11 protein-coding genes are annotated in these 12,926 nt (G+C 70.9%); 2 read left to right on the top strand and 9 right to left on the bottom strand.

The genetic code is table 11. From position 1 onward, the window contains the following. Nucleotides 1–17 precede the first annotated feature (17 nt). From EHO50_RS44275 to ureA, 7 genes are all read right to left on the bottom strand, one after another. Nucleotides 18–1,283 carry a TolB family protein gene (locus tag EHO50_RS44275; protein ID WP_164905032.1) on the bottom strand — a complete coding sequence of 422 codons (1,266 nt, stop codon included), beginning with the start codon at nt 1,281–1,283 and terminating at the stop codon, nt 18–20. 59 nt (nt 1,284–1,342) lie between these two features. Beyond that, entirely contained in the window at nt 1,343–2,431 is a 1,089-nt protein-coding gene (locus tag EHO50_RS34085; protein WP_128435115.1) for a TolB-like translocation protein, read from the bottom strand. Nucleotides 2,432–2,554: 123 nt separating this feature from the next. Beyond that, nucleotides 2,555–3,103: a TetR/AcrR family transcriptional regulator gene (locus EHO50_RS34080; protein WP_128435325.1), complete on the bottom strand. Its 549-nt coding sequence runs from the start codon at nt 3,101–3,103 to the stop codon at nt 2,555–2,557. Between the two features lie 56 nt (nt 3,104–3,159). Further along, on the bottom strand, nt 3,160–3,651 hold the full coding sequence (locus tag EHO50_RS34075; protein ID WP_128435114.1) for a hypothetical protein: 492 nt from the start codon (nt 3,649–3,651) through the stop codon (nt 3,160–3,162). Nucleotides 3,652–3,660: 9 nt separating this feature from the next. Continuing rightward, the gene (locus EHO50_RS34070) at nt 3,661–4,710 is read right to left on the bottom strand and encodes an agmatine deiminase family protein (protein ID WP_128435113.1); all 1,050 of its coding nucleotides are present in this window, start codon (nt 4,708–4,710) and stop codon (nt 3,661–3,663) included. Nucleotides 4,711–4,750: 40 nt separating this feature from the next. Next, entirely contained in the window at nt 4,751–6,424 is a 1,674-nt protein-coding gene (locus EHO50_RS34065; protein ID WP_128435324.1) for an urease subunit alpha, read from the bottom strand. 5 nt (nt 6,425–6,429) lie between these two features. Next, complete coding sequence (gene ureA, locus EHO50_RS34060) at nt 6,430–7,140, bottom strand: urease subunit gamma (protein WP_128435112.1); 711 nt, start codon at nt 7,138–7,140, stop codon at nt 6,430–6,432. A 131-nt stretch (nt 7,141–7,271) separates the two neighbouring features. Here ureA and EHO50_RS34055 point away from each other — a divergent pair, with 131 nt between their 5' ends. Continuing rightward, nucleotides 7,272–8,723, top strand: coding sequence for a cytosine permease (locus EHO50_RS34055; RefSeq protein ID WP_128435111.1), 1,452 nt, complete (start codon nt 7,272–7,274; stop codon nt 8,721–8,723). Here EHO50_RS34055 and EHO50_RS34050 read toward each other — a convergent pair. Continuing rightward, nucleotides 8,720–9,808 carry a branched-chain amino acid aminotransferase gene (locus EHO50_RS34050; protein ID WP_128435110.1) on the bottom strand — a complete coding sequence of 363 codons (1,089 nt, stop codon included), beginning with the start codon at nt 9,806–9,808 and terminating at the stop codon, nt 8,720–8,722. The two genes, EHO50_RS34055 and EHO50_RS34050, sit on opposite strands and share 4 nt — an antisense overlap. A 275-nt stretch (nt 9,809–10,083) precedes the next feature. After that, nucleotides 10,084–11,127, bottom strand: a complete 1,044-nt coding sequence (locus EHO50_RS34045) for a 3-isopropylmalate dehydrogenase (protein ID WP_128435109.1) — start codon at nt 11,125–11,127, stop codon at nt 10,084–10,086. 142 nt (nt 11,128–11,269) lie between these two features. On the opposite strand from EHO50_RS34045, the gene EHO50_RS34040 reads away from it, so the two are divergent. Then, nucleotides 11,270–12,868, top strand: coding sequence for a purple acid phosphatase family protein (locus EHO50_RS34040; RefSeq protein ID WP_128435108.1), 1,599 nt, complete (start codon nt 11,270–11,272; stop codon nt 12,866–12,868). Nucleotides 12,869–12,926 lie beyond the last annotated feature (58 nt).

Below are 12,926 nucleotides of genomic sequence, written 5' to 3'. Positions count from 1 at the left end.
TGCGAGCACTGTGCTGATCACCGCAGGCGGCGCAGGAAGCCGTCGCTCACGCCGTTGGTGTCGCCGGTGACCAGTTGGGCGGAGGTGGATCCGAGGCCGAGGAGCTTGTCGCCGCCGCCGAAGGAGGTGGCGTAGACGTTGTCGTCGGTGACGGGGCCGCCGGTGACCGCCTCACTGGCGAGGCTGGAGGTGCCGGTGCGCAGATCCCGTACGTACATGTTGTCCTGGCCCTGCGAGGCCCTGAATCCGTAAGCGACGTAACGGCCGTTGCGGCTGATCTCGGCGCCGGAGATGACCGCGGGGCCGCCCGTGCCGTCGTGGGTGATGCCGCGGGTGGTGTCGGTCCGCAGGTCGCGCACATAGGTGTCGGTGTTGACCGCGGCGCCGCTCGGGACCAGGTCGTCGCCCCGGTAGGTGAAGGCGACGTAGCGGCCGTCCGCCGAGATCGAGGGGTCCAGGCCGTTGCGCTGGGCGGGCGTGCCCTGCGGGGTGACGTCGACCTGTTCCTCGGTGCCGGTGCGGCGGTCGTGCACCATCATCACGCCGCCCCCGCCCCGCGGGCCGAACTGCTCGTAGACCACGTACCGGCCGTCCGCGCTCAGGTCCAGGTGGTACGAGCCCCAGTCCAGGTGGTCGCGGTTGGTGATCCGCTCGACGGTGCCGGTGCGGCGGTCGGTGACGTACACGGCGGGGTAGATGATCGTCTGGCCGCTCTCCATCTGCTTCGGGCGGGCGTTGAAGGCGACGTACCGGCCGTCGTCGGAGATCGCCGCGACGCCGTGCGCGTAGGCGGAGGCGCCGGTGGGTGTCGTGCTGACCCGCTCGGTGCGGTGGGTGACGCGGTCGTGGACGTAGACGTCCTGGGCCCAGTACTCCTTCGGCTCCGGCCAGTCGGTGAGGTTGTCGGCGGTCGAGACGAGCACCACGTACCGCCCGTTGGCGCTGATGGCCATGGGCGTGGTGCCGCCGTCGACCTGGGTGCCGTCGGACGTGAGGCTGACGCGCTCCACCCGGCCTGTGCGCAGGTCGCGTACGAAGCTGTCCGCCACGCCGTTGGTGTCGCCGGGCACGAGGTTCGGCGCGTCGGACGAGAACGCGGCGTAGCGGCCGTTCGCGCTGAGGTACGGCCCTGCGGAAGAGCTCGTGCCCTGTTCGCCCGTGCCGGACACGGTGATCCGTTCGGTGGACGGGACTCGGGGCGCGGCGCTCGCCGACGTTCCTGTCAGGGCCACCGTGGCGGCGACGAGGGCGGTTGCGAGCGCGGTGCGTGTGCTGGCGTACAAGATCTGTTCCCCCTGTTTGTTGTGCCGTTGTAGTGCTGTGTTGTGGTGCTGGTCGGCGGTCAGTGGATGTGGTCGATGAACACGTCCGACGCCCCGTTGGTGTCGTCCGGGACCAGGTCGTCGGCCGTGGAACTGAAGACGACGGAACGGCCGTTGCGGGTGATCGCGCCCGGCATCGCCGTACCGGTCGCGGTCACCGCCCGCTGCCTGCCGGTGCGTGAGTCGAGCAGCGTCAGGGCGCCGTCCCGGGACAGCAGGACATGGCGTCCGGTGGCGTCGGCCGCGGCGGCGGTGTCCCCGGGTGTGCCGATCGGCTCGGTGCGGGCGGTGCGCAGGTCGTGGACGTAGGGCTGCGGCGTGCCGTCGGCGGACCGGGCGTTGTACAGCACCCGGCGGCCGTCCACGACGAGCGGGAGGAGGCTGGGTGCGCTGAGGGCGGGGCCGTCGGCGAGGAGCCGGGTCTCGCCCGAGTCGCGGTCCTTGACGTAGACACGGTGGGTCACGCCCTGCGCGGTGCGTGCGAACACGGCGTACGCCACCGTGCGGCCGTGCCTGCCGATCGCGGCCTCCCAGATCTGCCCGTCGGCGGGGAGCGCGATCTGCTCGTCGATGCCGGTGACCAGATCGCGGACGTACAGGGCCTGCAACCCGTGCCGGCTGCCGATGCTGTACGCCACCTGCCGGCCGTCGGCGCTGATCGCCTCGGCGTGGCCCAACTCGTAGAACCCGTAGGGCGGCTGGGCGGGCCACAGCTGCACGGTCTCGCCGGTCACACGGTCGTAGACGTACGGCTTCCCGTAGCGGTTGCCGTTGGTGTACGCGACGCGGCGGCCGTCGGCGCTGGTCATCGCGCCCCCGGTGTACTGGAGGTCCTCGGGCACCTGGGTCAGCGTGCCGGTGCGCAGGTCCTTGACGTACACGCGGGAGTTGTAGCCGCCCGTGGGGTCGGCGGAGGTGAAGGCGGTGTAGCGGCCGTCGGCGCTGACCGTGGCGCCGGACGAGGCGACGGGCAGCTGGGTGCCGTCGGTGGCGGTGCTCAGCCTCTCCACCCGGGGGGCGTGCGGCACGCCGGACGCGGTCGTTGCGGTGAGCGCGAGCAACAGCGCCGCCCCAAAGCACGCGCCCGACACACCTGCGGCTCTGGACATGTTCCCCCCTGAAGTCCCCGTGGACGCTTCTCCCCCGGCCCCGCGCCGAGGGCTCCTTACGAGGCAAACGCACCACGAGCTACAGGGTCAATCCGCAAAATTGCGTACAACCAGGACGTGCGCTTACGCGTCCGCGAGGAGATTGTCGTCCAGGAACTCCCGTACGTGGCGCAGAACTTGCGCCCGGTCCGTCCCCCGCAGCCCGATCGCCACATGGATGGAGAACCCGTCGAGCAGCGCCCGCAGCCGGGCGGCGAAACGGTCCGGGTCGACCGGCCGGAACTCGCCTCTCGACACGCCCTCCGCCAGCAGCGCGACCAGATCGCGGTGCCAGGCGCCCTCGATCGCGGCCTGCCGGTCGCGGGCACCGTCGTCGGCGTTCTGCGAGCGGTTCCAGACCTCCAGCCACAGCGTCCAGTGCGGATCGCGGTGGCCGTCGGGTACGTACAGGTCGACGTACGCGTCGAGCCGCTCCCGGACCGTCGCGGACGCCCGCGTCAGCAGCCGGCCGCGCTCGGCGCCCAGTCGGCCCTCGCTCCACTCCAGGGTCTGGAGCAGCAGCTCGTCCTTGGAGTGGAAGTAGTAGAGGAGATGGCCGCTGCTCATCCCGACCGCACGGCCGAGCGCCGCCATGGTGAGCTTCTCCAGACCGCGCTCGGCGATCATCTCCATGGCGGCGACGAGGACGTCCTCACGGGGCGGCGCGGGGGTCCGGCGGCGGGCGGGGGTCACGCGCCGGCCTCCACCCGCACGGCGTCCGGGACGAGCCGTGTCTCGTAGCGGCTCGTGCAGTCGGCGGCGACGATCGCCACCTCCGCCCCGCAGCCACAGAGGTGATTGACCCCGGCCCGGCCGTCCGGACCGCAGCAGCCGATGAGGCGCTGCGACTCGGGGTGCGGGGTGATGGCCAGGACGTCGTCCGGGTGCAGGACGTAGGTGCCGCGCGGCCCGGCGGAGACCAGGAAGCCCCGCTCGTCGGACATCCACATGCCGCCGGGCACGACCCCGTCGTACTCCTCGTCGGGGCCGACCGGCTCGAACGGCCACCCGAACGGCAGCGGGTCGACGACGTACGTCCCGCGCGGGACACTCGCCGGGCCGTGCCGCCGGCCGTCCGGGCCCGGGAGACCGTCCCAGCCGGGGTACTCGGGCGGCTCGTCGAGCTGCCGGACCGGCTCGGTCAGCCGTGTTCCACAGGTGGCGCAGAGCAGTACGTTCACCCGTACGTTCTACCTGACCACGGCCCTCGGCTGCTGCTGAGTGATGCAGTGGATGCCACCGCCGCCCGCGAAGATCGTCCGCGCGTCCACGAGCGTCACCGTCCGCTCCGGGAACAGCCGGCGGAAGATGCCGGCCGCGAGCTCGTCGCGCGGGTCGTCGAAGGCGCACAGGACCACGCCGCCGTTGCAGAGGTAGTGGTTGATGTAGGAGTAGTCCACCCAGTGCCCGTCCGCCTCCAGGACGGTCGGGGCGGGCACCTCGACGACCTCCAGACTGCGGCCGCGCGCATCGGTCTGCGACTTCAGCAGCCCGACGACCTCCTTCGTCACCTCGTGGTCGGGGTGCGCCGGGTCCGGCTGCACATGGGCCACGACCACACCGGGGCGGGCGAAGGCGGCCACGATGTCGACATGGCCGAGGGTGCCGAAGCCGTACGGCGGGTAGTCGCCGGTGAGGCCGCGCGGCAGCCAGATCGCCTTGCGGGTGCCGAGCATCGCGTGGATCTCGGCCTCGACCTGCTCGCGGGTCCAGTGCGGGTTCCGCTCCGGGCCGAGCTGGACCGTCTGAGTGAGCAGGACGGTGCCCTCGCCGTCGACATGGATCGCACCGCCTTCGTTCACGAGTTTCGAGGCGTACATCTTCGCCGACCCGGCGAGGTCGGAGACGTACGCGGCGATCTTCGCGTCGTGTTCCCAGCGGGCCCAGTCCTGCGCGCCCCAGCCGTTGAACGTCCAGTCCACGGCGGCGAGTTCCCCCTTCCCGTTGGTCAGGAAGGTCGGCCCGATGTCACGCATCCACGCGTCGTCCAGATCCCGCTCGACGGTGTCGATGTCCGGGCCCAGGAGCGCGGCGGCCGCCCTGGCCTGCCCCGGCCCGCACACCATCGTCACCGGCTCGAAGCGGCGGACGGCCCGGGCGACCGACGCCCAGGCGGCACGGGAGGCGGCGAGGTCTTCGGGATCGTCGAAGGTCGGGTTCGGGCCCGGCCATGCCATCCAGGTGCGCTCGTGCGGGGTCCATTCGGCGGGCATGCGGAAGCCGTCGGCGGCTGCGGACATGAGTGATCCTCACAGGCTGTGACATTTGAAGCTGTGACATTTAAAGGAAGTACAGGCGGTTGAGGGAGACGGACTCGGCCGGCTCGGAGCGCAGCGGCTCCCCGTCGAGGGTGACCAGACCGGTGCGCTGGTCGACGTCGACGGCTCCGGTACGGGAGTTGAGGCGCAGGTCGGCCGGTCCGATGCCGCGCGTGCCGCGCACGGCGACGCGGCGGCGCCGGGTGGGCATGGCGTCGCCTCCCTGGTCGACGGCGGCCTGGGCGACGAAGGCGACCGAGATGTCGGCGGGGGTGGCGCCGTACGCCCCGAACTGCGGCCCGAGGACGAGGGGTTCGCAGGTGTCGGTGGCGGCGTTCGGGTCGCCGACCACGCCGTACGCCGGGAAGCCGGACTTCAGCACCAGCTGCGGCTTGGCGCCGAAGTACTCCGGCCGCCACAGCACGATGTCGGCGAGCTTGCCGACCTCGATCGAGCCGACCTCGTGTGAAAGTCCGTGCGCGATGGCCGGGTTGATGGTCAGCTTGGCCATGTAGCGCAGGACGCGCTCGTTGTCGTGCCCTGTGTCCGGGGCGCCGAACTCGGCCCTCATCTTCCCGGCCATGGCGAACGTACGGCGCACGGTCTCGCCGGCCCGTCCCATGCCCTGCGCGTCCGACGAGGTGATGCCGATCGCGCCCAGGTCGTGCAGCACATCCTCGGCGCCCATCGTCCCGGCGCGGATGCGGTCGCGGGCCATGGCGGCGTCGCCGGGCAGGTCGGTCTTGAGGTCGTGGACGGAGACGATCATGCCGTAGTGCTCGGCGACCGCGTCCCGGCCGAAGGGCAGGGTGGGGTTGGTGGAGGAACCGATGACGTTCGGGACACCGGCCATCTTCAGCACGTTCGGGACGTGTCCGCCGCCACAGCCCTCGATGTGGAAGGCGTGGATGGTGCGGCCCGCCAGGACGCGGAGGGTGTCCTCGACCGACAGGCATTCGTTCAACCCGTCGCTGTGCAGGGCGACCTGGACGTCGTGCTCCTCGGCCACGCGCAGCGCCGTGTCCAGGGCCCGAGTATGGGCGCCCATGTCCTCGTGCACCTTGAAGCCGGAGGCGCCGCCCTCGGCGAGGGCCTCGACCAGCGGGGCCTCATGGGAGGAGGAACCCCGGCCCAGGAAACCGATGTTGACCGGCCAGGCGTCGAAGGCGTTGAACGCGTGCCGCAGCGCCCACGGCGAGTTGACCCCGACGCCCCACACCGGCCCGAACTCCTGCCCGATGATCGTGGTCACCCCGGAGGCGAGCGAGGCCTCCATGATGCGCGGCGACAGCAGGTGCACATGGGTGTCGACGGCACCGGCGGTGGCGATGAGCCCCTCGCCGGACACGATCGACGTACCGGTCCCGACCACGACATCGACCCCGTCGAGGGTGTCGGGGTTCCCGGCCCGCCCGATCGAGCAGATCCGCCCCTGCCTGATCCCGATGGAGACCTTCCGGATCCCCAGCGCCGCGTCGATCACCACCACATTGCTGATGACGACGTCACAGGTCTCCCGCACGGCGGCGGCCTTGAGGTGCAGTCCGTCGCGGGCGGTCTTGCCGAACCCGGCGAGGAACTCGTCGCCGTAGCGCTGCGAGTCGGCCTCGACCCGGATCGTCAGCCCGGAGTCGCCGAGGCGGATCCGGTCCCCGGCGCGGGGGCCGTGGGTGGCGGCGTACTCGTACGGACTCATCGATTTCATCGATCTGCTCCCTGAAACTCGCCCCCTTGAGCTGCGGCTCCCAGATATCCGCAGGCGGCGGCCCTGCGCAGGGCCTCTTCCTTCACCCCCGGCGCGTCCAGCGCCCCGTCGACCAGGCCCGCGAACCCGATCGCGATCCGGTCGCCCCCGATGGGCACGAGCCCGACCTCGACGCTCTCGCCCGGCCCGAAGCGCACGGAGGACCCGGCCGGTACGGCGAGCCGCATCCCGTAGGCCTTCTCCCGTACGAAGTCGAGGCGCGGGTTGGCCTCGAAGAAGTGGAAGTGGGAGGTGACGGAGACCGGCACCGTGGCGGTGTTGGTGACCGTCAGGCGGACGGCCGCCTCGGGCTCGGCGTGCCCGGGGCCCGGCAGCAGCGCGCCCGGGGCCCGATCGCCGAGGCTCCCGCCGATCGGATCGCTGACGACCGCGAGCCGCGAACCGTCGTCGAAAACCGCCTCGACATGCACCTCGGTGACGACGTCCGCGACACCCGGCAGCACGTCGTGCGGGCCGAGCACCGATTGGGCGCGCTCGACGGCCTCAGCCAGCCGGGCGCCGTCGCGGGCGGCCTCGCACACGGTGTCCGCGATCAGCGCGGTCGCCTCCGGCACATTGAGCGGCAGACCGCGGGCGCGCCGGGCCCGGGCCAGCTCCGCGGCTGAAAACAGCAGCAGCCGGTCACGCTCCGTGGGAGTCAGTCTCACGACCCGGCACCTCCTTGCCTTTCCCAGATTTAGAGCATCACTCTAAACACCAGATTGTAGAAGTCAAAGGGTTGACGCCAAGGGCTAGCACCTCTCAGATTGAACGACACTCAAACCGAGGGAGATCAGCCATGCCGATGGAACAGCGCGGAGTCGACACCATCCCCGACGAGGAACGCACCAGCGGCCCACGGGACCTCGTCTCGATCCTGCTGGGCTCGAACCTCTGCCTGGGGGTGATCGTCTTCGGCTGGCTGCCCCCGTCGTTCGGCCTGGACTGGTGGGCGTCGGTCAGCTCGATCGTGGTGGGCACCCTGGTCGGCACGGCCCTCACCGCACCGCTGGCCCTGATCTCCCTGCGCACGGCGACGAACCTGTCCACGTCCTCCGGCGCCCAGTTCGGCGTGCGCGGCCGCCTGGTCGGCTCGGTGGTCGGGCTCCTGCTCGCCCTCGGCTACACGGCCCTGACCGTGTGGATCGGCGGCGATGTGATGGTGGGCGTGCTGGGCCGGCTCGTCGGGCTGCCGGCGAGCGGGGTGTCGTACGGCGTGGTGTACGGACTGCTGGCTGCGGCGACCGTCGCGGGCGCGGTGTACGGCTACCGAGTGCTGCTCGCCATGTCCCGCGTCCTCGCGGTCGGCATGACGGCCCTGCTGGCCGTCGGCGTGATCGCCTACGCCCCGCACTTCACGACGGACGCGCTGCCCGAGTCCGGCGGCTATCTGCTGGGCGGCTTCTGGCCGACGTGGCTGCTGGCGATGGTGGCGGCGGGTCTGTCCGGCCCGATCGCCTTCATCACGCTGCTCGGCGACTACACCCGCTACATCTCCCCGGCCCGCCACTCCGCACGCCGGGTGCTGCACGCGACATGGCTCGGCCTGCTCCTGGGGCTGCTGGTCCCGCAGCTGTTCGGCACGTTCACGGCGTACGCGGCGCGAGCGGCCCTCGACTACGCGGGGCCCCTGGTCGACGCCTCCCCCACCTGGTACCTGATCCCGCTCCTGCTGGCGGCCTCCGCCGGCTCGGTCGGCAACGCGGGCCTGATGCTCTACTCCATGGGCCTCGACCTGGACGCCATCCTGCCGCGCGCCTCCCGCGCCCGGGCGACCTACGCGGTCGCGGTCGTCGCCACGGCCTGCGTCTTCATCGGCCACTACGCCTCGACGGCACAGGACGCGATGACGTCGTTCGTCCTGCTGCTCACGGCGATCGGTACCCCATGGGCGGTCATCACCCTGATCGGCTTCGCGCGGTGCCGTGGCGTGTACGACGCCGAGGCCCTCCAGGTCTTCAACCGCCGGGCGCGGGGCGGGATCTACTGGTACCGGGCCGGCTGGAACATCCCGGCCACCGTGTCCTGGGCACTGGGCGCGACGGTCGGCCTGCTGGCCGTCTCACTCCCCTCCTACGAGGGGCCGCTGCTGGGGCTGACGGGCGGGGTGGACTGCAGCTTCCTGCTGTCGGGGCTGATCGGAGGCCTCGCGTACGCACTGCTGACGTTCGGTGACGCCGCCCCGGCAGCCGAAAGGGCCGCCACGGACTCCGAGTCCACAGCGGCCCTGACGGTCAAGGCCGAGAGTTAGCCGAGCTTGTGCATCCAGCCGTGCTTGTCCTCGGACTTGCCCCGCTGGATGTCGAGGAGAGCCTCACGCAGCTTCAGCGTGACCTCGCCGGGCTCGCCACCGCTCTGCTGCCACTGCGCACCCGTGCGCTTCACGGTGCCGACCGGCGTGATGACCGCCGCCGTACCGCAGGCGAAGACCTCGGTGAGGGTGCCGTTCTCCGAATCGCGCTGCCACTGGTCGACGGAGATGCGGCCCTCCTCGGCCTCGTAGCCGAGGTCACGGGCGACCGTGAGGAGGGAGTCACGGGTGACTCCCTCGAGGATGGAGCCGGTGAGGGACGGGGTGATGATCTTGTCTCCGTACACGAAGTACAGGTTCATGCCGCCGAGTTCCTCGACCCACTTGCGCTCGACCGCGTCGAGGTAGCAGACCTGGGCGCAGCCCTCGGCGGCGGCCTCGGCCTGGGCCAGCAGGGAGGCGGCGTAGTTGCCGCCCGTCTTCGCGTCGCCCATGCCGCCCGGCACGGCGCGGACGTGGTCCTCGGAGACCCAGATCGACACCGGCTTCACGCCACCGGGGAAGTACGCGCCGGCCGGGGAGGCGATGACGATGAACAGGTACTCGCTCGCGGGCTTCACGCCCAGGCCGACCTCCGTCGCGAACATGAACGGACGCAGGTAGAGGGACTCCTCGCCACCGTGCGCCGGGACCCAGGCCTGGTCCTGGCTCACCAGCACGTCGCACGCCTCGATGAAGGTCTCGACCGGCAGCTCCGGCATGCCGAGCCGGCGGGCGGAGGACTGGAAGCGCTGGGCGTTCTTCTCGGGGCGGAAGGTGGCGACGGACCCGTCGGGCCGGCGGTAGGCCTTCAGGCCCTCGAAGATCTCCTGCGCGTAGTGCAGGACCATGGTGGCCGGGTCGAGGGAGATCGGCGCGTACGGCACGAGCTGGCCGTCGTGCCAGCCGCGGCCTTCGGTCCACTTGATCGTCACCATGTGGTCGGTGAAGTGGCGGCCGAACCCGGGGTTGGCCAGTATCGCCTCGCGGTCGGCGGTGGCGAGCGGGCTGGCGGACGGCTTGAGCTCGATCGTGGGCGTCGTCATGAGTAGATGTCCTTCACCGGTTTCGTTGTGGCGGGCCGCGATCACGCCAGTACTGCCTGTGGCCAGTGCTAGGACGTCCGAGCATTCCTTCGTACCGCGGCTCCGCGTTCGATTATCGCAAGCGGGTGCCGTGGAAGAAATCGGCCTGTTCGGCGTGATCGGCGTGAAATCGCGATCCAGGGGTTGATGGTGTCACCCGGCGGCGGACATGGGGAAGCCGCCGGGTGCGAAGTGACCCGACGGCTTCGAAAGTTGTTCGAGTGGCGCGACGGGCGTCAGCCGGCTACTCGTACGGCCAGCGCGTCGCCGATCTCCGACGTGGAGCGGGCGGGCTTGCCGGTACGCTCCGCGAGGTCGGTGGAGACCGCCTCGTCGATGCGGGCGGCCTCGGCGTCGTAGCCGAGGTGGCGCAGGAGCAGGGCGACGGACAGGACCGTGGCGGTGGGGTCGGCCTTGCCCTGGCCGGCGATGTCGGGCGCGGAACCGTGGACCGGCTCGAACATCGAGGGGAACTCGCCGGACGGGTTGATGTTGCCGGAGGCCGCGACGCCGATGCCGCCGGAGACGGCCGCGGCGAGGTCGGTGATGATGTCGCCGAAGAGGTTGTCGGTGACGATCACGTCGAAGCGCTCGGGCTGGGTGACCAGGTAGATGGTCGCCGCATCGACGTGCATGTACTCGGTGGTGACCTCGGGGAACTCCTCGGCCACCTGGTTGAAGATGTTCGTCCACAGGTGACCGGCGAAGGCCAGCACGTTGTTCTTGTGGATCAGCGCCAGCTTCTTGCGCGGGCGGGCCTGCGCGCGGGCGAAGGCGTCACGGACGACGCGCTCGACACCGAAGGCCGTGTTCACGGAGACCTCGGTGGCGACCTCGTGCGGGGTGCCCTTGCGGATGGTGCCGCCGTTGCCGGTGTACGGGCCCTCGGTGCCCTCACGGACGACGATGAAGTCGATCTCGGGCTGGCCGGCGAGCGGGGTGGCGACACCCGGGAGGAGCTTCGACGGACGCAGGTTGACGTGGTGGTCGAAGAGGAAGCGGAGCTTGAGCAGGAAGCCGCGCTCCAGGACGCCGGACGGGACCGAGGGGTCGCCGATCGCGCCGAGCAGGATGGCGTCGTGCTTCTTGAGCGCCTCGACATCGGCGTCGGTGAGGGTCTCACCGGTGGCGTGGTAGCGCTTGGCGCCGAAGTCGTACTCCTTGGTCTCCAGCTTCACATCCTGCGGAAGGACGGCGGAGAGCACCTTCAGACCTTCGGCCACGACCTCCTGGCCGATGCCGTCACCGGGAATCACTGCGAGATTGAGGCTGCGAGACATGTCGGCACCCTACTCCCCGTCCCATGGGATGACACGGCATGTCCGCCATACGGACAGCCGCGTGTGGCCGGGCGTCAGCCCTTCGGCTGGCGTTCACCCGTATGTAGGGCAGGTGTTGGCGTTCGCTGGGAACTTCACCGCCATGGACCTTCCCGACTTCGGCATCCCACCACAGCTCGCGCGCCGGATGAGCATGGCCGAACAGCACGAGTACCTGCGTACCAAGCTGTTGCGGCGCCGCACATTGGTGACGGCCGGAGCGGTGGCGGGCGGAGCGCTGGCGGGCGGCCTGCTGACGGGATGTTCGACATCGGGGACGACCGCCTCGAGACCCCCTGCCTCTGCCCTTGCCTCGCCCCCCGCCTCCGCCACCACGAAGGTGCCCGGCTCCGTCGCCGCCCCGTTCGGCCGCCATCTCGCCTTCGGCGCCGACCCGAAGACGCAGATGCGGATCTCGTGGCAGGTGCCGGCCGCGGTGCGCAGGCCGTACGTCCGGATCGGGCTGCGCCCCGACGACCTGGACCGGCGGATCGAGGCGGAGCTGCGCGACCTGAAGACCCCGGAGGTGGCGGGTGTGAGCGCGGCGGTCGAGCAGTACTACCTGCACGCGGCCCTGGACGGCCTGCGCCCCGGCACCACGTACTACTACGGCGTCGGACACGACGGCTTCGACCCGGCGTCCCCTGCCCACCGGCCCACGATCGCCTCCTTCCGCACGGCACCCTCGTCCCCGCCCGAGCGGTTCGTGTTCACCGCGTTCGGCGACCAGGGCGTCGGCCTGCACGCCGCCGACAACGACCGCGCCCTGCTGCGCCAGAACCCCGCCTTCCACCTGCACGCCGGGGACATCTGCTACGCGAACCCGACGGGCAAGGGCAAGGACTCGGACGCGTTCCAGGCGGGCATGTGGGACGTGTTCCTCAAGCAGACGGAGTCGGTGGCGAAGTCGGTGCCGTGGATGGTGACGACCGGCAACCACGACATGGAGGCCTGGTACTCGCCGGACGGCTACGGCGGCCAACTCGCCCGTTTCTCCCTCCCGGACAGCGGCTTCGACCCGCGTACGGCGCCGGGGGTGTACGCGTTCACGTACGGCAACGTCGGCGTGGTCGCGCTGGACGCGAACGACGTGTCGTACGAGATCCCCGCCAACTTCGGCTACACGGAGGGGAGGCAGACGAAGTGGCTGGACCGCAAGCTCGGCGAGCTGCGCGCCGACCGCTCGGTCGACTTCGTCGTCGTCTACTTCCACCACTGCGCCTACTCGACGTCGACGCACGCATCCGACGGGGGAATCCGCGCCGAGTGGGTGCCGCTCTTCGCCAAGCACCAGGTCGACCTGGTGATCAACGGGCACAACCACGTGTACGAGCGGACCGACGCGATCCTGAACGGCGAGGTCGGCAGCCCGGTGCCGATCGGCGCGACGACGGACCCGACCCGGGACGGGATCGTGTACGTCACGGCGGGCGGCGGCGGCAAGGACCTGTACGGCTTCCCGAAGGGCGTCGAGGAGAGTTACGAGGGCCATGTCACCGAGCGGGAGTCGGTCGACTCCTTCAAGTGGACCAAGTCACGGGACGCCAAGGCGGAGAGCGTGCAGTGGTCGCGGGTGCGCTACCGGGGCTTCTCGTTCCTCGCGGTGGAGGCGGAGAGCGGCACGAAGCCGCGGCTGAAGGTGTCGGCGCTGACACCGAGCGGGGAGCGCGTCGACCACTTCGAGGTGCGGCGCGGCGGCTGAGCGAACCCGAGGTGCGGCGCGGCGCGTGTGTCCGCGCCGCACCTCTTGCGGGTGCGGC

The sequence above is a fragment of the Streptomyces cyaneus genome (assembly GCF_004028635.1).
GTDB lineage: Bacteria > Actinomycetota > Actinomycetes > Streptomycetales > Streptomycetaceae > Streptomyces > Streptomyces cyaneus.
Note: the sequence above shows the minus strand (reverse complement) of the source record. Positions and strands in the feature narration are given on the sequence as shown.